This is a genomic window from Comamonas sp. C24C, from assembly GCF_053345995.1.
Window position 1 is genome coordinate 78,664 of record NZ_JBKFBC010000009.1, and the last position, 19,501, is coordinate 98,164.

18 protein-coding genes are annotated in these 19,501 nt (G+C 64.4%); 8 read left to right on the forward strand and 10 right to left on the reverse strand.

Features of this window, described 5'->3' with window-relative positions:
- Positions 1 to 142: 142 nt before the first annotated feature.
- Complete coding sequence (locus ACLBXN_RS16845) at positions 143 to 1,075, reverse strand: LysR substrate-binding domain-containing protein (protein WP_447612901.1); 933 nt, start codon at positions 1,073 to 1,075, stop codon at positions 143 to 145.
- Between ACLBXN_RS16845 and ACLBXN_RS16850 the strand changes: the two genes are divergently transcribed.
- From ACLBXN_RS16850 to ACLBXN_RS16885, 8 genes are all read left to right on the forward strand, one after another.
- Positions 1,054 to 2,343 (forward strand): CaiB/BaiF CoA transferase family protein, encoded by a 1,290-nt coding sequence (locus ACLBXN_RS16850; RefSeq protein WP_447612902.1) that lies wholly within the window; start codon positions 1,054 to 1,056, stop codon positions 2,341 to 2,343. The two genes, ACLBXN_RS16845 and ACLBXN_RS16850, sit on opposite strands and share 22 nt — an antisense overlap.
- A 32-nt stretch (positions 2,344 to 2,375) precedes the next feature.
- On the forward strand, positions 2,376 to 3,524 hold the full coding sequence (locus tag ACLBXN_RS16855; protein ID WP_447612903.1) for an acyl-CoA dehydrogenase family protein: 1,149 nt from the start codon (positions 2,376 to 2,378) through the stop codon (positions 3,522 to 3,524).
- 46 nt (positions 3,525 to 3,570) lie between these two features.
- Positions 3,571 to 4,305 (forward strand): histidine utilization repressor, encoded by a 735-nt coding sequence (gene hutC, locus ACLBXN_RS16860; RefSeq protein WP_230629809.1) that lies wholly within the window; start codon positions 3,571 to 3,573, stop codon positions 4,303 to 4,305.
- A 137-nt stretch (positions 4,306 to 4,442) separates the two neighbouring features.
- The gene (gene recQ, locus ACLBXN_RS16865; RefSeq protein ID WP_447612904.1) at positions 4,443 to 6,353 is read left to right on the forward strand and encodes a DNA helicase RecQ; all 1,911 of its coding nucleotides are present in this window, start codon (positions 4,443 to 4,445) and stop codon (positions 6,351 to 6,353) included.
- Positions 6,354 to 6,602: 249 nt separating this feature from the next.
- Positions 6,603 to 7,976: an aspartate aminotransferase family protein gene (locus ACLBXN_RS16870; protein ID WP_012836646.1), complete on the forward strand. Its 1,374-nt coding sequence runs from the start codon at positions 6,603 to 6,605 to the stop codon at positions 7,974 to 7,976.
- Positions 7,977 to 8,165: 189 nt separating this feature from the next.
- Complete coding sequence (locus ACLBXN_RS16875) at positions 8,166 to 9,227, forward strand: peptidogalycan biosysnthesis protein (RefSeq protein WP_447612905.1); 1,062 nt, start codon at positions 8,166 to 8,168, stop codon at positions 9,225 to 9,227.
- Positions 9,224 to 10,123, forward strand: a complete 900-nt coding sequence (locus tag ACLBXN_RS16880; protein ID WP_447612906.1) for an arginase family protein — start codon at positions 9,224 to 9,226, stop codon at positions 10,121 to 10,123. The genes ACLBXN_RS16875 and ACLBXN_RS16880 overlap by 4 nt, the downstream gene beginning before the upstream one ends.
- 47 nt (positions 10,124 to 10,170) lie before the next feature.
- On the forward strand, positions 10,171 to 11,484 hold the full coding sequence (locus tag ACLBXN_RS16885; protein ID WP_447612907.1) for a class I SAM-dependent methyltransferase: 1,314 nt from the start codon (positions 10,171 to 10,173) through the stop codon (positions 11,482 to 11,484).
- A 75-nt stretch (positions 11,485 to 11,559) separates the two neighbouring features.
- Here the strand turns inward: ACLBXN_RS16885 and ACLBXN_RS16890 are convergent, their stop codons facing one another.
- Genes ACLBXN_RS16890 through ACLBXN_RS16930 form a run of 9 tightly spaced genes read right to left on the reverse strand, consistent with a single transcriptional unit; the run spans position 11,560 to position 19,376 of the window.
- A complete protein-coding gene (locus ACLBXN_RS16890) occupies positions 11,560 to 12,777 on the reverse strand; it encodes a DegT/DnrJ/EryC1/StrS family aminotransferase (protein WP_447612908.1) in 1,218 nt (405 codons plus the stop codon).
- Position 12,778: 1 nt separating this feature from the next.
- Positions 12,779 to 13,165 (reverse strand): DMT family transporter, encoded by a 387-nt coding sequence (locus tag ACLBXN_RS16895; protein WP_003069549.1) that lies wholly within the window; start codon positions 13,163 to 13,165, stop codon positions 12,779 to 12,781.
- A 12-nt stretch (positions 13,166 to 13,177) separates the two neighbouring features.
- Entirely contained in the window at positions 13,178 to 13,546 is a 369-nt protein-coding gene (locus ACLBXN_RS16900; RefSeq protein ID WP_003071857.1) for an EamA family transporter, read from the reverse strand.
- The gene (locus ACLBXN_RS16905) at positions 13,539 to 14,447 is read right to left on the reverse strand and encodes an alpha/beta hydrolase (RefSeq protein ID WP_447612909.1); all 909 of its coding nucleotides are present in this window, start codon (positions 14,445 to 14,447) and stop codon (positions 13,539 to 13,541) included. The genes ACLBXN_RS16900 and ACLBXN_RS16905 overlap by 8 nt, the downstream gene beginning before the upstream one ends.
- The gene (locus ACLBXN_RS16910) at positions 14,444 to 15,157 is read right to left on the reverse strand and encodes an MtnX-like HAD-IB family phosphatase (protein WP_447612910.1); all 714 of its coding nucleotides are present in this window, start codon (positions 15,155 to 15,157) and stop codon (positions 14,444 to 14,446) included. The genes ACLBXN_RS16905 and ACLBXN_RS16910 overlap by 4 nt, the downstream gene beginning before the upstream one ends.
- Complete coding sequence (locus ACLBXN_RS16915; protein WP_407714780.1) at positions 15,150 to 16,085, reverse strand: HlyD family secretion protein; 936 nt, start codon at positions 16,083 to 16,085, stop codon at positions 15,150 to 15,152. The genes ACLBXN_RS16910 and ACLBXN_RS16915 overlap by 8 nt, the downstream gene beginning before the upstream one ends.
- 3 nt (positions 16,086 to 16,088) lie before the next feature.
- Positions 16,089 to 16,844, reverse strand: a complete 756-nt coding sequence (locus ACLBXN_RS16920) for an ABC transporter ATP-binding protein (protein WP_447612911.1) — start codon at positions 16,842 to 16,844, stop codon at positions 16,089 to 16,091.
- Between the two features lie 10 nt (positions 16,845 to 16,854).
- On the reverse strand, positions 16,855 to 18,003 hold the full coding sequence (locus tag ACLBXN_RS16925; protein ID WP_343677011.1) for an ABC transporter permease: 1,149 nt from the start codon (positions 18,001 to 18,003) through the stop codon (positions 16,855 to 16,857).
- Positions 18,000 to 19,376 carry an efflux transporter outer membrane subunit gene (locus tag ACLBXN_RS16930; protein WP_447612912.1) on the reverse strand — a complete coding sequence of 459 codons (1,377 nt, stop codon included), beginning with the start codon at positions 19,374 to 19,376 and terminating at the stop codon, positions 18,000 to 18,002. Before ACLBXN_RS16930 ends, ACLBXN_RS16925 begins: the two co-directional genes overlap by 4 nt.
- Positions 19,377 to 19,501: the final 125 nt, after the last annotated feature.

Here is a 19,501-nt window from a genome sequence, read left to right on the forward strand (position 1 = left end):
CGAGCGTCATAGATGCCGCATTTCCCAGCTGTATAGACATGAGTCAACAATCCACAAGAGCAAGCTATGTGCCAACTCGCTCGCCCAGAGACCGCCTCCGCCGGCTCCTGGGGACGCGCACCAAAACCGCACCCGGGTTGCGCTAGTCGGGTGCAATCACGCTTTTTGCCACGGTCAGAAATGGTGCAATCAGCGCCGAGGCATTGCTCCTGGGCACCGACAGCACCACGGCCTGCTTGGCGACGCGGCCCTTGATTCTTTTGCAGACCAGCCGCTTGCCGTCGTGGGTTCGGTCGACCACCGGCCGCGTGGTCAGAACGCTGACGCCATGCCCGTTGGCGACCATGGAGCGGACAAGCTCTATCGACGCCAGTTCATAGTTCACCGTGGGAACCACGCCCGCTTCCCGAAACAGCGAGAGAAAGTATTCGCGGCTCTGCGGCAGGTTGATCAGCAGCAACGGCGACTGGGCCAGCTCCGCCAGGCTCACGCTGGGCGCCGCAGACAGGGCATGCCTGGCAGGCAACAAGGCATAGGGCGGCAATGCGGCAACCGGGTGCATGGTCAGCAAAGGGCGAGCCAGGCCCAGGTCATATTGCAGTGCGGCATGAATCTCCCCGCGCTCCACTTGCCGCGTCAGGGAGGCGATGTCCCCTTCGATCAGCTCGATATCTATGGACGGGTGGCGCTTTTGCATCTGGGTGAGCAACTGCGGAATCCACAGCGCGCCCAAAGTGCTCAGAAAGCCCAGCCTCAGCGTGCCGGAAACCGCCTGCTTGCGTGGCTCCTGAAGCAGTTGCGCTGCTTCGAGCAGGCTCAGGGCCTCCCGGCTTCTGGCCAGCCCGGCCGCGGTCAGGTCCAGTCCGACGGCATGTTTGCGCACGAACAGTTGCTCGCCCCATTGGGCTTCGAGGTCGGCAATCGCCTTGGAAATGGAGGGTTGTGAAACATTGGTGGCCAGCGCCGCCCTGGCCGTGCTGCCATGGCGTGCCGCAGCCACGAAGTACTCCAGCTGTCGCAGATTTATCTGAATCAATTTTTCGAATCCAGTGAATGGGAAATGAATATTTTCCATTGATTCATGTTTTGGGCAGCATGCAGACATCGCTTCAGATCAACAGCGGGAATCCCATGCCTGAATCCACCGAAAAATCTGCATCCCGTCCGCTGGACGGCATCCGCATCCTCGACTTCACCCGGGTTCTGGCGGGCCCCATGTCCACGGCCTTGCTGGCCGATCTGGGCGCGGAAGTCGTGAAGGTGGAGCCGCCCCAGGGCGACGACTACCGCGCCATCGGACCCATGAAGAACGGGCAAAGCGCCTTGTTCACGGTCATGAATCGCAACAAGCAAAGCCTGGTGCTGGACCTCAAGCATGCGGACGCGGTCGCCGTGGTGCATGAGCTGGCCCGGCAGGTCGACGTGGTGGTCGAGAACTTCAGGCCTGGCGTAGCCGAGCGCCTGGGCATCGGCCCCGAAACGCTGCGCGCCCTCAATCCCCGGCTGGTGTATGTCAGCGTCTCCGGCTTCGGCCAGACCGGCCCGCTGGCCCACCGCCCTGCCTACGACATCATTGTTCAGGCCATGAGCGGCCTGATGGAGGCCACCGGCGAGTCGCAAGGTGCGCCCACCCTGGTCGGCGAAGCGGTCAGCGATGTGGTTGCAGGCCTGTTTGCCTCCTGGGCGACACTGGCGGCCCTGCTGCAGGCGCAGAGAACCGGAGTCGGTCAGCATGTCGATGTCGCCATGTTCGACACCACGCTGAGCTTTCTGGCGACATCGATGTCGCGCTATCTGTTCACCGGCCAGCCTGCGCGGCGTGTGGGCAACCGGCATCCGCTCTCGGCGCCGTTCGGCGTCTACAGGGCACGTGACGGCCATTACGCCCTGGCCGTGCTTAACAAGAAGCTGTTCGATGCCACCGCAGCCGCCATGGATCTGCCCGAGCTGGCCAGCGATCCGCGCTTTGCCAGCGACGAAGCCCGCTCGGCCAACGAGCCCGCCTTGCGCGCCGCGCTGGAGGGCTGGAGCACGCAGCACGATGTGGCCGATGTGGTCGCGCGGCTGGAGAGCGCAGGGGTTCCCGCAGCTCCCATCTGGAATATCGAGCAGGCCCTGAATTCCGAGCAGATCCGCTCGCGTGGCCTGCTCTGCGAGGTCGAGGACGAACGCCTTCCGGGCCTGCAGCTGCCGACACAGCCCGTGCACTTCAGCGGCGCACTGCCCAATCGTGCGCAACGCGCACCGGCCCTGGGCGAACACACGGAGCTGCTGCTGCAAAGCTGGCTGGGCCGCAGCACGGACGCCATTGCCGCCTTGCGCGAAGCAGGCGCCCTGGGTTGATTTTGATAGCAAGAAAACAAGGAGAGACCGCCATGTCATTGATTCGTCTGGGCGCGACCGAAGAAGATCAGGCCGTTGCCGATGCCGTTGCACGCTTTGCCGAGGAAACCCTGGCGCCCTTGGCCCAGGCCATGGACGAGGAAGCCTTTTCCGCCACGCGCCATGTGCCCGGCCTTTCCGCGCTGGGCGTGATGGGCATGAATCTGCCGGAGCGCTTCGGTGGGCCGGGCGTCACCCCCACCGCCATGCTGATGTCGCTGGTCGCCATCTCGCGTGCCTGTGCAGCGACCTCGTCCATGATCGGTGCCCACTACCTGGGCACGGATGCCGTTCTCATTGGCGGCGATGACAGCCAGCGTGAGCAATGGCTGCCGCGCTGCGCCAGCGGGGAATGGCTGGCGGCCTTCGCGCTGACCGAGCCGCGTGGCGGCTCTCACCCTGCAGACATGCGCACCCGGGCCGTGCGCGACGGCGACGACTATCTGATCACGGGCGTCAAGCACTTCATCTCGAATGCGGCAGAGGCCCGCTTCATGGTGGTCTTCGCCAAGACCGATGCGGAGGCTGCGGCACGCGGTGTCAGTGCCTTCATCGTGCCGCGCGAGCTGCCCGGCATACAGATTTCGTCGCCCGAAAAGCTCATGGGCATCCGCGGCGGCCATGCTTTTGAAGTTTCGCTGGACGGCGTACGCGTCCCGGCGGCCAATCGCCTCGGCGCCGAGGGCACCGGCTTCAAGACCGCCATGAAAGTGCTGGACAACAGCCGCCTGGACGTGGCGGCGACCTCGCTGGGCATCGCCGAGGCCGCGCTCAAGGCGGCGGCCGACTGGGCCAACCAGCGCCTGGTGGGCGGCGAACCGATCGCCAACAAGCAGGGCATACAGTTCAAGCTTGCCGACATGAAGCTGCGCCTGGAAGCTGCCTGGGGCCTGACCATGCAGGCCCTGGCACTGCGCCAGCAGGGGCAGCCCTTCACCCAGCAGTCGGCCATGGCCAAGCTGTTCGCCTCGGAGATGGTGAGCTTCGTGACCGACGAAGCGTTGCAGATCCATGGCGGCTACGGCTATACCCGTGAGATGCCGCTGGAACGCTATGTGCGCGACGCCCGCATCCTGCGCATCTACGAAGGCTCTTCCGAGATTCAGCGCACCATCATCGCGCGCTCCGTATTGAACGCATAGAAAGGCGCAGCGGCATCCGGCCGGATTTGCTGGTGTAATCCACTCCATGGACAAACACTCTTCCATGTCGCTGCACGGGAAAATTCTCACCGAGATCGAACAGAACATTCTCAGTGGCCGCTGGCCGCCCGGCTATCGCATCCCGTCGGAGATGGAGCTGACCGTCCATTACCAATGCTCGCGCATGACGGTGAGCAAGGTGCTGAACAAGCTGGCAGAGGCCGGTCTGCTGGTGCGCAAGCGCAAGGCGGGAAGCTTTGTGACGCGCCCGCAAACCAGCTCTGCCGTGCTCGAAATCCCCGATCTGCGCCAGGTGGTGCTGGGCATGGGTCAGGAGTATTCGAGCAGGCTGCTCGGCCGCACGCAGCGGCGCAGCACGCGCGAGGACATGGAGGCCATGCGCATGGTCCGGCCGGCCGCCATCGTCCATGTGCTGTGCCTGCACATGGCGGGATCCCGGCCGTTCTGTATCGAAGACCGCCTGATCAATCTCGAATCCGTGCCGGACGCCGAGCACGAGCCGTTCACCGAGCACAGCCCCAGCTCCTGGATGGTCAACCATGTGCCCTGGAGCTCGGCCGAACACCGCATCCGCGCCGAGGCAGCCAGCGAGGAAACCGCCGGCCTGCTGGAGATCAAGCCCGGCTTTCCCTGCCTGGTGATCGACCGCCGCACCTGGACCGGGCAGTTGCCCATCACCTTTGTGCGCCTGACCTATCCCGCCGATCTCTACGAGCTGGATGCGCATTTTTCGCCCTCCACCATAGGGCAGGCTGGCTGATTGCGCATAACCCGGCCCGGGCAGCGCGTCGGGTCGCGGCGCACAATAGGGCCAGTCCTGATGCTTGCATCTGAGGTCAAATCCACCTCAAACCCATATACAGCAAGCGCTACCAGCTATCGATTCAAGAGTACCCGGTGTCTTCCGCGCAATCCATTCTGCAAGCCGTTTTTGGCTACGAGCAATTCCGTGGCCCCCAGCAGGCCATCGTCTCGCATGTCATCAACGGCGGCGATGCGCTGGTGCTCATGCCCACGGGCGGCGGCAAATCACTGTGCTATCAGGTTCCGGCCATTGCGCGCCAGCAACTCGGCCATGGCGTGACGATCGTGGTCTCGCCGCTGATCGCGCTCATGCACGACCAGGTCGGCGCACTGCATGAGGCCGGCATCAGCGCCGCCTATCTGAACTCCACCCTGAGCTACGACGAGACGCAGGAGGTGGAGCTGCGCCTGCAAAGCGGCGACATCACCCTGCTCTACGCCGCTCCCGAGCGACTCAACACGCCGCGTTTTCTGGGTCTGCTCGACGACCTGCATGCCCAGGGCAAGCTGTCGCTGTTCGCCATCGACGAAGCGCATTGCGTGAGCCAGTGGGGACACGACTTCCGCCCCGAATACCGCGCGCTGAGCGTGCTGCACCAGCGCTATGCCGATGTGCCGCGCATCGCGCTGACGGCCACTGCCGATGCGCTGACGCGCGCCGACATCATCGAGCGCCTGCAGCTGGAAGCGGCCCAGCATTTCATCAGCAGTTTCGACCGCCCGAACATCCGCTACAAGATCGCCGAGAAAAAGGACGTCAGCAACCAGCTGCTGCGCTTTATCGAACGCGAGCACGAGGGCGAGGCCGGCGTGGTCTACTGCCAGTCGCGCAAGCGTGTCGAGGAGCTGGCCCAGACCCTGGTGCAAAACGGCATCAATGCCCTGCCTTACCACGCGGGCCTGCCCCAGGAAATGCGCCAGAACCATCAGGACCGTTTTCTGCGCGAAGAAGGCGTGGTGATGTGCGCCACGATTGCCTTCGGCATGGGCATCAACAAGCCCGATGTGCGCTTTGTGGCCCATGTGGACATGCCCAAGAACATCGAGGGCTACTACCAGGAAACCGGCCGTGCGGGCCGCGACGGCCTGCCCGCCGATGCCTGGATGGCCTACGGTCTCAGCGACGTGGTCAACCAGCGCCGCATGATCGACGAGAGCCCGGCCGAGGAGCAGTTCAAGCAGGTGATGCGCGGCAAGCTCGATGCCCTGCTCGGTCTGGCCGAGGCCACGGACTGCCGCCGTGTGCGCCTGCTGGCCTATTTTGGCGAGCAGTATGGGCAGGAGCCGAGCCTGGATGGCAAGCCATTGCAGGCCGTTGCCCGCACCCATTGCGGCAACTGCGACAACTGCCTGGAGCCGCCCGCGCTATGGGACGGCACGGATGCGGCGCGCAAGCTGCTTTCCACCATCTTCCGCGTGCACGAGGCCAGCGGCCTGACCTACGGTGCGGGCCACATCATGGACGTGCTGCGCGGCAAGGAGACGGACAAGGTCACGCAGTACGAGCACGACAAGGTGTCCACCTTCGGCATCGGCAAGGAGTATTCGGAGCCGCAGCTGCGCGCCGTGATGCGCCAGTTGCTGGCCACGGGGGCCCTGGGCCTGCACAAGGTAGTGAGCGAAAACAGCGGCCATGTGTTCGACACCCTGTGTCTGGCCGCGGGCTCGCGTGCCGTGCTCAAGGGCGAGATACAGGTGCAGCTGCGCGAGGCCGTGGCCGCTTCACGCAGCAAGAAGCAGAGCAAGAAGTCCGCCGCCAATGCGGCTGCGGTCAATCTGGGCCCCGATGCACAGGTTCGCTTCATCAACCTCAAGGCCTGGCGCGCCGAAGTGGCCAAGTCTCACAATCTGCCGGCCTATGTGATCTTCCACGACGCCACGCTGGCATCGATTGCCGAACTCAATCCCCAGAGCCTGCAGGAGCTGCGGGGCGTGAGCGGCATGGGCACCAAGAAGCTCGATGCCTATGGAGCCGAGGTGCTGCGCGTGGTGGCCCTGGGCTGATCGGCCCGCCGCGGCGGCCTCCGCGCCACCTGGCCAGCCTGTGGCGACTCGGCCCCGGGGCCTTGGGCCTGCAGAAACCGCAGCGGCAGAGCTGCCATGCCGGTTTCAAGTCCTTGATGCCGCAGCAAGCCGGCAATAAGGACCTCTCCACAATTCCCACACAAATGCTCGACAGCCCGGAAATATTGCAAACGCACACTGCTGCCGCATACCGTTGACCGAATCCATTTTTGCGGAGCGCTTTCTGCTGTGATCAATACTGCCCAATTGCTGGCTGACGAAGCCAAATACTGCTCGTTTGGCGACACCGTCCACTACGTCAATCCTCCGAAGATCTTCACGGGCTGCGAAGGCAGCTATATGTACGACGATGCCGGCACGTCCTACCTCGATCTGCAGATGTGGTATTCGGCCGTCAACTTCGGCTACAAGAACAAGCGTCTTGAAGCCAAGATGATCGAGCAACTGCAGGAGCTGCCCCAGGTGGCCAGCCAGTATCTGCACCCCACCAAGATCGAACTGGCCAAGTTCATTGCCGAAGACGCCAAGGGCAAATGGGGCCATGACGGCCGCGTGCACTTCAACGTGGGCGGCGCGCAAGCCATCGAGGACTCGCTGAAGGTCGTGCGCAACGCCAGCGGCGGCAAGAGCCTGATGTTCGCGTTCGAAGGCGGCTACCACGGCCGTACGCTGGGCGCTTCCTCGATCACCTCCAGCTACCGCTATCGCCGCCGTTTCGGCCACTTCAGCGACCGAGCACAGTTCATCCCCTTCCCCTACCCCTTCCGCCGCCCCAAGGGCATGACGGCAGAGGAGTACGCGGAATCCATCGTGGCCGACTTCCGTCGCAAGTTCGAAAACGAATACCACGCGGTCTGGGACCCCAAGACCAACCAGTGCGAATACGCAGCCTTCTACATCGAGCCCATTCAGGGCACCGGTGGTTACGTGATCCCGCCTGCCAACTTCTTTACCGGCCTGAAGAAGGTGCTGGACGACCACGGCGTACTGCTGGTGGTCGATGAAATCCAGATGGGCTTCTGGCGTACCGGCAAGCTGTGGTCGGTGGAAAACTTCGGCATCCAGCCCGATGTGCTGGTGTTTGCCAAGGCCCTGACCAATGGTCTGAATGCGCTGTCCGGCCTGTGGGCTCGCGAAGAGCTGATCAACCCCACGGTGTTCCCGCCCGGCTCCACCCATTCCACCTTTGCCTCCAACCCGCTGGGTACGGCCCTGGGCCTGGAAGTCATGAAGATGACCCACGAGATGGACTTCGGTCGTCAGGTGCGCGAATCGGGTGCCTACTTCCTCGAAGGCCTCAAGGAGCTGCAGAAGCGCCACAAGGAAATCGGCGATGTGGACGGTCTGGGCCTGGCGCTGCGTGCCGAAATCTGCACCGAAGACGGCTTCACGCCCAACAAGGCGCTGCTGGACAAGATGGTGGACATCGGCCTCGAAGGCGGCCTGGAGTACCAGGGTCAGAAGCGCGGCCTGGTGCTGGACGTGGGCGGCTACTACAAGAACGTGATCACCTTCGCTCCGTCGCTGATGATTTCGCGCAGCGAGATCGACGAAGCCATGGTGCTGCTGGATCAGTTGCTGACCAAGGCCAAGAAGGCCTGATTCCCAAAAGCGGCTTTGCCTGGGCGGCCCCGCCGCTTCCCCCTCTCTCTTCGGGAGGGGAACGACAGCCTCTCTGTGCGGCGGCGGGGGCCGCCCAGGTCTTGCTCGCTGTCTCTTGCTTGGGTTGTGCCAGTTTTCTGCGTTGCAGACACACTCAGGCGCCATCAAAACCGACTACAAAAAGGCGAAATGGCGACGGAAAATTTCCGCAACCAGCTCGAACCCAGTGGCTTGCTGCAGCAGTTCACCAACCATCCTCCAGAAGGCTTTGCCTTGCTGAAGGAATGGCCGGCGCCAGCATTCACCGCCCCTTTCGATTTGCTGACCACCGCAGATGACGCGCTCAAGGCGCGTCTTTTGTCGTGGCCGGGCGGCCGCTGGCTGAGCACCAAGCTCAGGCTGACCACGGACTTCATCGGCACCACCGTCAGCGAATATGCGCCGCTGCCGCGCGTCGTGGATGCCGCGACGCTGGCCCGGCAGCTGCGCGCCATGGCCGGGCGCACCCTGCTCACCATCGTCAAGGATTTGCCCCAGGCATCGCCCCTGCTAAGCGAGGAAGACAACTGCTTTGCGCAGGAGTTGGCTGACACGCTTTCGGAGCAGGGGTTCATTGCCCTCGAAGGCCAGGCCCTGGCCTATGTGCCCATCAGCTTTGCCAGTGCGGACGAGTATCTGGCCGGCCTGTCCAAAAACCGCCGCAGCAGCCTCAGGCGCAAGCTCAAAAGCCGCGCACAGCTCTCCGTCCAGCGTATCCCCACCGGCGCAGCCTTTGCCGCTGATGCCCGGGTGGATGCCTACTACGCGCTGTTTGATGCGGTGTACGCGCAAAGCGACATTCACTTCGACAAACTCACGCGCGGCTTCTTTGCCGACTTGCTGCGCGATGCGGACAATGGCGGCATGGTGTTCGAGTATCGCGACGCGCAAAGCGATGCGCTGCTGGGCTGGAATCTGTGCTTCGAGCATGACGGCAAGCTGATCGACAAATACATAGGCCTGTCCTACCCCGCAGCGCGCGAAGCAAACCTCTATTTCGTGAGCTGGATGGTCAATCTCGAATACGCACTGGAGCGGGGTCTGTCCCACTATGTGGCGGGCTGGACCGATCCCGAGGTCAAGGCCCAGCTCGGCGCCAGCTTCACCATGACGCAACATCTGGTCTTCATCCGCAACCCCTTGCTGCGCGCTTTGGGCCGGCGCTTTTCCGGTCTGTTTGAAAGCGATCGCCAGTGGAGTGACAAGCCATGATGCAACAAACACCTGTGGTGCTGGATGTCGACGGATCGGTTGGCCCGCTGACCCAGGAAAGGCGCTTGCCGCTCGCTGATTGGCAGGAGCTGGTGCGCTTTGGCTGCGGCCTGCGCAGCTTCAGGCGCTTCAGCCAGGCCATGCAGGAGCAGCTGCCCGCGCAGCACGGCACCGTGCTCATGGGCAGCGGCGACTTTCACCATCTGAGCTGGCCGCTGATCGAGCGCTGCATCGCCCAGAAGGGCTTCAGTGCCAAGCATCCGCTGCGCGTGGTGGTGCTGGACAACCACCCCGACAATATGCGCTTTCCCTGGGGCGTGCACTGCGGCTCCTGGGTGCGGCGCGTGGCCATGCACCCCGCCGTGTCGCAGGTCCATGTGGCAGGCATTACCTCGCAGGACATTGGCTCGGCCCACGCCTGGGAAAACTATCTGCGGCCGCTGCGCGCCGGCAAGCTCACCTACTGGAGCTGCGGCGTGGACACCGGCTGGGCCAGGCGCGTGGGCGCGGGCAAGGCGTTTCGCAGCTTTGCCGATATCGCCGAGCTGGTACAGGCGCTGTCCAGCCATCTGCATGACTGGCCGCAGGACACGTATCTGAGCATAGACAAGGATGTGTTCGCCGCCGAAGTCGTACGCACCAACTGGGACCAGGGCCGGATGCTGGAAGAGCAGGCCGTGCAGCTGATCGATGCGCTGCGCGGACAGATCGCGGGCAGTGACATCACGGGCGACGTGTCGTCATGGCACTATGGCACCTGGTGGAAACGACTGATGAGCGCGGGCGACGGCCAGGACACACAGATTGACGCCGCTACGCTGGCCGGCTGGCAGGCCGGGCAACATGCATTGAACCAGCGGCTGATACAGCGCATAGCACTCAGCAGCACGAGTTAGAGCGATTTCACCGATCACTTTTCAACACTTCGCTTCAAGGAGCTGACATGCTGGATCGGTTGACCGAAAAATTGCTGCAACACGCATTTGCACCTCTGGTCACCACGGGACGGCTCGAAGTCATCACTCCTTCAGGAAAGGCGCTAATCTTCGGCGACGGCGGCCAGCCTCAGGCGCGCCTGCGCTTTGCCGACAGACGCGCCGTCCTTGCGCTGCTGCGCGACCCCGACCTCAACTTTGGCGAGCTGTTCATGCAGCAGCGCCTGCTGGTCGAGCAAGGCACGGTCTACGACGTTCTGGAGCTGGTGCTGCGCGGTGCGAGGCATGTGCCCGTCAGCGCCACGGTGCGCGTGCTCGATGCCTGGCGCATGAAGCTGCGGCCCTTGCTGCAGAACAATCTGCGCGGCAAATCGCGTGCCAACGTGGCGCATCACTACGATCTGGACGACCGGCTCTATCAGCTGTTTCTCGACAGCGAGCGCCAGTACTCCTGCGCCTATTTCGAGCAGGGAAGCGAAGACCTGGAAACGGCACAGCTGGCCAAGAAGCGCCATATCGCCGCCAAACTGCTGATCGAGCCGGGCCAGCGCGTGCTCGATATCGGCTGCGGCTGGGGCGGTCTCTCGCGCTATCTGGCCGAGGTGGCCGGCGCCGACCATGTCACCGGCATCACGCTGTCCACGGAACAACTGGCCGGCGCGCGGTCCAGGGCCTCGCAGTCCATCCATGGCGAGCGGCTGGAGTACCGGCTGGAAGACTACCGCGACATGAATCGCGAAACACATGGCCCCTTCGAACGCATCGTCTCGGTCGGCATGTTCGAGCATGTGGGCACGAGATTCCATGACGCCTTCTTCCGCAAATGCCATGAGCTGCTCAGCGAGGACGGCGTGATGCTGCTGCACTTCATCGGCAACAGCGATGTGCCCGACTTCAACAATCCCTGGATAGAGCGCTACATCTTTCCCGGCGGCCATATTCCGTCGATGTCGGAGTTCACGCCGGCCATCGAGCGCGCGGGGCTGGTGATCTGCGATATCGAGGTGCTGCGCCTGCACTATGCCCAGACCCTGCGCCTGTGGCGCGAGCGCTTCATGGCACGCCGCGCCGAAGCTGCAGCCCTGTATGACGAGCGCTTCTGCCGCATGTGGGAGTTCTATCTGTCCATGTCGGAAACCGCGTTCCGCTACCAGGACATCGCCATCTTCCAGGTTCAGCTGGCGCGCAGGCAGGATGCCGTGCCGCTGACGCGCGACTATGTGCACCAGCGCGAAGGGACACTCAAAAGCAGGGAGGCGGCCCTGGGCCTGACCGCGCCAGCCATGGCGGGCGCTGCAAAAATCAAAGCATCTACCGCTTGACTGGTATCGATTTAAACATCAAAAAGGCTTGAAGTCTTTTCATATCAAGCGCAACAAGCTATCGTTTCCTAAACATCAGGCATGTTGAACCACGGACCGGAGGTGGCCCGCCAGTTCGGCAAACCGTGCCTCATCCAGCCACGGGCTGTTGCTGATGGCCAGCAGGCGCTGCGCCCAGTCACGCGCCTGGCCGACGGTGTCGCCCCGCGCAGCACCCAGCACATGGTCGTAGCGGCCATAGTCGGGCAACACATGGACAAAGGGCAGGGACAGACCCCAGCCACTACCCCAGTGCGCGCGCAGCACGGCGTCCCTTGCCTGCTGGCTGGGCATGCGCAGCAGGATCACCGGCCACACGCCCCGCGCCCCGGGAACGGCATCCTGCACGACTTCCAGCCCGCAGGCCTGTAACCGGGCGATGCGCAAACCGGCCTGCTCGGAGGTCTGTTGCTGAAATGCTGCCAGCCGCCGCAATGCCTTGGCACCCACGCTCTGGCGCCAGCGCCCCAGACGGTGCTGGGGAATGAGATCGTCGAAGTCATCGCCTGCGGCCTCTACCCAATCACCGCGGGACAGTGATTTCTGCAGCGGCTTGCCGTAGGCCATGCGCAGCCCGCAGGGCCGGTAGAGCATGGCGTAGCCCAGCAGCTCGATGCTGCGGCGCAGCTCCCACCATGGGCTGAGGCGCGTGGCGGCGCCGGCGGCGTGCAGCGCGGCACGCATGGAGGGCTCGCGTGCCATCAGCACGCCGCCTTCAAAAGTGCTCAGCCCCTTGCCGACGGCCAGGCTGAAGAAACCGATGTCGCCCTTGAGGCCCACCGAAGCTGCGTCGCTGCGTGCGCCCAGCGCCTGGGCCGCATCCTCGATCACATAGGCGCCCACGGCACGCGCGCATTGCAGGGCGGCGTCCACATCGGTCACACGTCCGCACAGGTGGGTTGGCAGCACGGCCAGTGTCCGGTCGCTGCACAGGCGCTGCAGGCAGACCGGGTCCATGTCCAGCGCATCGGCACGCAGATCGCACAGACGCAGCTGCAGCCCGCACTGCGCAATCGCCAGCGCCACCAGCGGACAGGTATAGGCCGGTGCAACGACTTCGCTGCGCCCCGGACTGAGGGCGTGCAGGCTGCGCAGGGCCACCATCAGGGCCGAGGTGCCCGAGCATTCGAGCTGCACCTCCTCCACGCCCAGCCACGCGGCCAGCTGCGCTGCCAGGCTGCCCGCCCCCGAGGGCCAGAGATCGCCGAGCTGCAGTGGCAGGCCTGCCGTTGGCGGCACGGTGGGCTGGCGCATCTCAGGCGGCCTGCTCGGCCTCTGGCTTCTCGCTCACGGCCAGGCACATGATGCCGGCCACGATGAACAGACAGCCAATGATCTGCGGCCAGCCAATGGGCTCGTTGAACAGCCAGTACGAGATCGCCAGCACCGAGATGATCTCCAGATGCGAGGCGGCGAATGCCGGGCCGATGGGAGCGTGCTTGAGCAGGCTCATCCAGGTGAAAAAGGCCCCGATGTAGCCCACGAAGGCACCGTAGATCCAGGGCTGGCTGAACACGCGCAGCAGCCAGCCGGTCGAGAACTCCAGCGGCAATGCGGAATCACCGGCCTGCTTGAAGCTGAGCTGCGCCAGCGTGTCAAAGGCCATGAGAACCAGAAAGCCGACAATGTAAAAACGCTTCATAGCCGACAGCCCTCAATGCAATCCAACGATGGCCACGCCTATGGACACCAGCACGATGCCGGCCACGCGCATGGGCGCGAGCTTTTCACGAAACAGCACCCGGCCCAGAATCATGATGGCAACGATGTTGATCGAGCCCAGCAGCACCCCGTCCGACAGCGGCACCAGCGACAGAAACGCCAGCCAGACCAGAAACTCCGCGACATAGCAGGCAATGCCCACCCACAGCCAGGGCCTGGCCAGCATGAAGCGCCAGCGCTCCGTGCCATTGCGATGCCCGGGTTCACTGGCCGCGGCCTTGAAAGCCAGCTGTCCGCCACTGTCCACCAGCACATTGAGTATCCACAGCGTCACCACCAGGGGCGAGAGATCACTACCCATTCGCACCCCTGGCAGGCGCCGCCGAGCTGGCAATGCGCGCGATGAATTCGTTGAGTTTGGCAATCACGGTGCGGCGCTCGCGGTCGATGGTGATCATGTGATAGCAATTGTCCAGCAGCACCAGCTCGACATGGGCGTTGACCGCGCCGCGCTGGATATCGTGGGCATTGCTGACCGAGGAAATATCGTCTTCCCGGGCATGAATGACCAGACAGGGCGAGCGCAGCTGCGCCAGTCGGGTCTGCACATTCGCAGACAGGGCGCGCAGCTCGATGACGCTCCACCAGGGATTGCCGGGCAGACCCGCCGCAGAGCTGTCGCCGCTGTTCATCTGCTCGACCACGCGCGCGCGCAAGGCCTCGTCCTTGATGCCATAGGGCGGCGCCTCCATGAAGACGCTGTTGCGACCGATGCCCAGCAGGCGGAACAGCGGCAGCAGGAACGCCAGCTTGGTATAGGCCGGAATGCTCCAGCCGTCATAGCGGAAGGTGGTGGACAGCGCACAGACGCCGGCCACCTTGTCGGGATGGCGCTCGGCCACGGCCAGCGACAGCAGCGCCCCCATGGACAGACCGCCGACCACCACATGGTCCACATGCAGCGAAAAGCGCTGCAGACCCGACTCCACACTTGCCAGCCAGTCCGTCCAGCGCGCGGCCACCAGGTCTTCCATGCTGCCGCAATGTCCTGCCAGTTGCACCCCGTAGACCGTGAAGCCCTGCTTGTTCAGACCTTTGGCGAGCAGGCGCATCTCGGCCGGCGTGCCGGTCAGGCCATGAATCAGCAGCACGCCCGTGCGGGCATTGCGGCCTTCGCCGGGCATGACGAACTCATGCGGCGTCACGCACAGCTGCTGCAAATCCGGCTGCTGCAGCAGCCCCAATCCATCGGCGGCATTCATGCAGTCTGCTCCATGCCGAGCAAGACCTGCTCCAGCAGCTGGGTGGCCTGCGCAAAATGCTCGAAGCGCGCATGGGCAATCCCCTGGCTCTCGCAATAGTCGATGAGCTTGTACTTGGCCAGCACGAAATCCGCCTTGCCGGAAACGCAGAAGTCCGACGTGCTGTCGCCGATATAGAGCACCCGCCCATGCACCGCCTGCTGCTCGGCAAGGCGCTCGCACTTGCAGTTGCCGCTGGCTCGTGCGCAGTGATTGCTGGCCCAGGGCGAATCCAGTCGCCAGCTGCGCTCTCCCGTCTGCACCAGATGATTGGCGATGACTTCCAGATCCCCGAGTCCATGGCGTGCGAGCACATGGCGAATCGCATAGTCGATGCCGTCGCTGACGACTTGCACCTTGATGCCATGCAGCCTGGCCTCGGCCACGAAGCCGGCAAAGTGCTCGTCGATCGCTATGCCGTCCAGATGGTTCTGCAGCTCGGCCTCGCTCATGTCCAGCAGGGCCACCTGACCCTTCATGCATTCGCGCGAGCCGATCTCGCCACGTTCCCAGGCGTCTTCCAGTTCCTGCCAACCCGGCTTGCCAAAGCGGTTGAGCAGGGTATCGGTCACGTCCAGCAGGCTGATGGTGCCGTCGAAATCGCTTTGCACCATCCAGCCGGTCGAAGCTGTACCTGCAGGCGACGGGAAAATCTGAATGCGCTTATTCATGGAAACTGACCCTCACGTTCTGACCGACCTTGACATTGGCGGGCGGCTGGTCAAATGCCAGCACGCATTCCACAACTCTTACCGGGCCCCGCTGCGCGTCGTCCTGCAGCCGGGCCGTGCCGTAGACGGGACTGATGCGCAGCACGGTCGCAGCAGGAAACTCCTGGCGGGCAGCGCTGCCGTCTGCGTCAACGACCACCTGGGCTTTCATGCCTTCGCGAATCGCCGTCACATAGCTCTCGTTGACTTCGGCCCGCACGATCAGGGGGCGCTTGGGCAGCAGCACGGCCACCGGGCTGCCGCTTTGCAGCATGCTGCCGCCCTGGGCCAGCAGGCGCACCACGACGGCGGCCTCGGGCGCACGCAGCTCGTGGCGCTGCAGCAGGGCCCGCAGCTGCTCTGCCTTGCGCTTGGCGACCGTGACTTCCGCAGCCGCAATATCCACTTCGGACTGTGCGTCGCGCAGAGCCTGCACGGCCTCGTCCACACTCTGCAGATCCGCCGCGCCCTGTTTGGCTGCAGCCTGCCAACGCGTCAGCGTGGCCTTGAGCGCGGGCAGGCGATCCTGGCGCGTCTTGAGCTTGGTCTGTGCCAGCTGCAGCTCGGACTCCGCCACCGCCAGATCGGCACGCGCCGCATCGTCCGCGAGACGCAGCACCAGCTGGCCTTTCTGCACGCTCTGACCTTCCTTGACCAGCAATTGCTGCACCATGCCCGATGCGGCCGACGACAGATCGAGCAGACCGCCTTCGACGTCGATCTTGCCCCGCGCAACCGCCACCTGGCTTTGAGGCTTGGTCTGGGCTGCAGCCGGTGTGACCACGGAGGCCGCGTCCTGAGACGGAGAGCACCCGCCCAGCATCAGCACGGCCGCCGCCAGCAGCGGCGCGCCCGACACAATGCTGAGACGAAATGGGCTTGGGTTCATTGTTTATTCCTTGATGGGGCTGTTCTGGCGCCAGTCGCTGCGAATGGCGCCGTCTTCCATGCCCAGCACGCGATCGGCGTGGCGCACCAGACGCGGGTCATGGCTGACGCAGAGCACCGTGGTGCCGTGCTTGCGCGCTGCGCGGTGCAGCAAGTCAATGACGCGCTGACCGCTCTCGGCATCCAGTGCACTGGTGGGCTCGTCGGCAAACAGCAGACGGGGCTGCTTGGCCATGGCACGTGCGATGGCCACACGCTGCTTCTCGCCGCCCGACAGCTGGGCCGGGCGCATATGACTGCGGTGCGAGAGCCCCACTTCATCGAGCGCCTCCTTGGCGCGGCGCGATGTCTCGGCGCTTCTGAGGCCCATATAGCCCAGCGGCAGTTGCACCTGCTCCAGTGCCGTCAAGGCCGGAAACAGATTGAAGCCCTGGAAGACGAAGCCCGTATGGCGCAGACGAAATTTCTCCAGCGCCGCCGTGCCGAGCCTGGCCAGGTCCTCGCCCAGTGCCAGCGCATGGCCGGCATCGGGCTTTTGCAGTCCCGACATCAGCGACAGCAGCGTACTTTTGCCGCAGCCCGACGGGCCGGAGATCAGGCTCAGCTCCCCCGCGTAGAGGCTGACGGACAGCCCTTGCAGCACATGTACCTGGACGATGCCCGACACAAAGGACTTGTCGAGGCGCACGGCCTCGAGACTGGGCACAGCCTCCTTGGCTGCAGCAGGTGTTTTGACGCGTTCCATGGTCTCGGCTTGCATGTTTCAGGCCTTAACGCAACAGGGTTGCCGGGTCGGCACGCAGCAGGCTGCGCATGGCGCCCAGACCCGACAGCAGCGACAGCACGGCCACCAGAAAGCCGCAGGCGAGTACTGCGGACAGGTTGAGGGCCACAGGGACGCGATAGGCGGCTGCAATGCTGAGCAGCACCGCGCTGGCCAATGCCGCCAGCACAAAGCCCAGACCGCCAATCCAGCAGGCCTGCTCGACCACCACGCGGCCCAGGGCCGCCCGGCTCACGCCCAGGGCATTGAGCACCGCATACTCGCGGGCGGATCCTGCCACCACCGCCTTGAGCGACTGGCTGGTCACGATGGCGCCCACCAGGCAGACGATGACGGCCATGAAGAGCACGCCGGCACCGGCGCCGGTATCGAGCATCCAATAACGCTGAGAGCGGCGCGCAAAGGCATCCGCCGTCCAGACCTCGTACGGGCCGAAGCTGCTGCTGGACTGGCTCAATCTCGCCTGTGCCTCGCTTGCCTTGGCTCCTTGCTTGAGACGCGCCACGAAATAGGTGCTGCCATGCTCGGCACTGGTTTCTGCAATTTCACGGGCCGTGCTGAGCGATGCGATCACGTTGACGCCGCCCAGCCCGCGCAAGCCGTCGACGGCAGCCACGATCTTGACCGCATGGTTGTTGATCCAGGCCGTGCTGCCTTCCTGCGCACCCAGAGTCCCCAGGTCCGCCCTGTCCACAATCACGGCACCGGGTTCGCGCAGCAGCTGTCGCTGCCAGGAGGTGAGCACCTTGGTGAACATCATGGAGTTGTCCGCAGTGCTGACGCCCGAGAGATAGACCGACACTCCGCCTCCGGTCGCGCCCTGGGCGCCGGCGCGAGCTCGCCAGTCGCCATCGACCCAGACATAGGATTCCACGGCCGCGACATCGGGGTCCATGCGCAGACGCATCTCCACATCGCTGCCGATATTGCGCCCGAAGTTTACGCTTTGCGTACCCGGATAGCCCACCCAGAGGTCAGCCGAAGAAGCCGTCACGTAGATCGCCGCAGAGCCGAAGATGCCCAGCACCAGGGCGGCCTGCATGGCCAGCAGAACGCCCGAAAATCCCACGGCGAACACCGAGGGGACAAAGCGCCTCCACTCATAGATCAGCGTCTTGCGCGCCAGGGCAATCATGGCTGGACCTCGGAGACCGCGGCATCGATGGGCGCAGCGCCCACGGCCTTGTAGAGCGCCACATAGGCCAGCGCCTCGGCAGCCCTGGCGGTTGCCAGCTCGCTCTGGTTGAGCAGGCTGGCGCGGGCGTTGTCGATACCCGCAAATTCGCTGGACAGGCCGAGTTGCTGACGCACTGCCTGGGCCTTCTCGCGCCCGGCATGGATCTGCCTCTCGGACTGCAGCAGCTGCTGCCTTTGCTGCTGGGCGGCAACCGCCGCCAGCGCCGATTCCGCCTCGGCAATACCGTTGAGCACAGCCTGGCGGTAGGCCTTGATGCTGGCCTGCAACGCCAGCTCCTTGCCGTCCGCCACGGCACGGCGGCGACCCCAGTCAAAGAGCGGAATATCGATCTGCGGACCGACCATGGGGATGGAGTCCGAAGTCGTGCGGTGATTGCGCGTCAGGTTGTAGGCATACAGCAAGGACCCCGTCAGGGTCAGCCGCGGATAGAGCGCCGCGCGCGACACGCCGACCTCGGCCGCGGCCTGCTCCACCGCAGCCTCGGCACTTTGAATATCGGGGCGATTGCGCAGCAGGTCTGCCGGCAGCACGGCAAGTGCCTGTACTGCGGGCAACGCGGCATCGCCACTGGGCTGCAGCCATTGCGGCTCGGCGCGCTCGCGCCCCAGCAGGGCTGCCAGCGCATGGGCGGCACGCGCCTGGGCTTCGTTCAGGGTGGACAGCTGGGACTCTGCGGTGCGCAGCTGCAGCTGTTGCTGCTCCAGAGACTGGGCATCGGCCAGCCTCTGCGCATGCCGAACCTGCAAGAGCTGCAGCTGTCGCTGTGCTTGCTGCAACTGCTTTTCGGCGAGACTGCGCTGCACCTGGGCCAGCCGGATATCGAGATAGCGGTGCACCACATCGGCCACCAGGGCCACCCGCGCCGCATGCAGCTGGGCTTGCGCGTCCAGCACACCGGCCGCGCCTGCACGGCGTGCTGCGGCGGAATCGCCAAACAGGCCCAGATCCCAGCTCACATCAATGCTGGCATGAAAGTAGGTGTCAACTGCCGCAATATCCTGCAAGGTCCGCGCTCCGGTATTGACCGTGGGGCGAAAAGCCGCATCGGCCGTGCCTGCCAGCAAGCGCTGCTGACGCAGGCGCAGCACGGATTGAGCCACGTCAAGGTTCTGGGACAGCGCCTCGTCCACCAGCGCATTCAGCGCGGGGTCATTCCAGGCACGCCACCAGCGGGCCAGCTCCGCAGGGTCCGACTTTTGAGCCGACTCCTGCTGCTGCCACTGAGATGGCGTGGTCCGGTCCAGCCTGACTGCCTCGGGCGCAGCACAGCCTGCCAGCAACGACAAGGCGCACAGACACAGGCTGCCCATGCGAAGACGCGAGACGTGGGAGGGAAATATCACAGCGCAGTTGGCTCAAGCTATAGGTGTCACCCGGGAACCTGCAGAAAGCAGAAACAGCTTTCCATCCTCGCCATTGGACGGCAGCAAGCTTT

What these genes read in the sequence shown, in the direction of transcription:
- ACLBXN_RS16915 (WP_407714780.1), bottom strand. Translation starts at nt 16,085, where the DNA reads ATGAACCCAAGCCCATTTCGTCTCAGCATTGTGTCGGGCGCGCCGCTG.
- ACLBXN_RS16910 (WP_447612910.1), bottom strand. Translation starts at nt 15,157, where the DNA reads ATGAATAAGCGCATTCAGATTTTCCCGTCGCCTGCAGGTACAGCTTCG.
- ACLBXN_RS16930 (WP_447612912.1), bottom strand. Translation starts at nt 19,376, where the DNA reads ATGGGCAGCCTGTGTCTGTGCGCCTTGTCGTTGCTGGCAGGCTGTGCT.
- ACLBXN_RS16905 (WP_447612909.1), bottom strand. Translation starts at nt 14,447, where the DNA reads ATGAATGCCGCCGATGGATTGGGGCTGCTGCAGCAGCCGGATTTGCAG.
- ACLBXN_RS16855 (WP_447612903.1), top strand. Translation starts at nt 2,376, where the DNA reads ATGTCATTGATTCGTCTGGGCGCGACCGAAGAAGATCAGGCCGTTGCC.
- hutC (WP_230629809.1), top strand. Translation starts at nt 3,571, where the DNA reads ATGGACAAACACTCTTCCATGTCGCTGCACGGGAAAATTCTCACCGAG.
- ACLBXN_RS16850 (WP_447612902.1), top strand. Translation starts at nt 1,054, where the DNA reads ATGGGAAATGAATATTTTCCATTGATTCATGTTTTGGGCAGCATGCAG.
- ACLBXN_RS16880 (WP_447612906.1), top strand. Translation starts at nt 9,224, where the DNA reads ATGATGCAACAAACACCTGTGGTGCTGGATGTCGACGGATCGGTTGGC.
- ACLBXN_RS16875 (WP_447612905.1), top strand. Translation starts at nt 8,166, where the DNA reads ATGGCGACGGAAAATTTCCGCAACCAGCTCGAACCCAGTGGCTTGCTG.
- ACLBXN_RS16920 (WP_447612911.1), bottom strand. Translation starts at nt 16,844, where the DNA reads ATGCAAGCCGAGACCATGGAACGCGTCAAAACACCTGCTGCAGCCAAG.
- ACLBXN_RS16925 (WP_343677011.1), bottom strand. Translation starts at nt 18,003, where the DNA reads ATGATTGCCCTGGCGCGCAAGACGCTGATCTATGAGTGGAGGCGCTTT.
- ACLBXN_RS16885 (WP_447612907.1), top strand. Translation starts at nt 10,171, where the DNA reads ATGCTGGATCGGTTGACCGAAAAATTGCTGCAACACGCATTTGCACCT.
- ACLBXN_RS16890 (WP_447612908.1), bottom strand. Translation starts at nt 12,777, where the DNA reads ATGCGCCAGCCCACCGTGCCGCCAACGGCAGGCCTGCCACTGCAGCTC.
- ACLBXN_RS16845 (WP_447612901.1), bottom strand. Translation starts at nt 1,075, where the DNA reads ATGGAAAATATTCATTTCCCATTCACTGGATTCGAAAAATTGATTCAG.
- ACLBXN_RS16895 (WP_003069549.1), bottom strand. Translation starts at nt 13,165, where the DNA reads ATGAAGCGTTTTTACATTGTCGGCTTTCTGGTTCTCATGGCCTTTGAC.
- ACLBXN_RS16900 (WP_003071857.1), bottom strand. Translation starts at nt 13,546, where the DNA reads ATGGGTAGTGATCTCTCGCCCCTGGTGGTGACGCTGTGGATACTCAAT.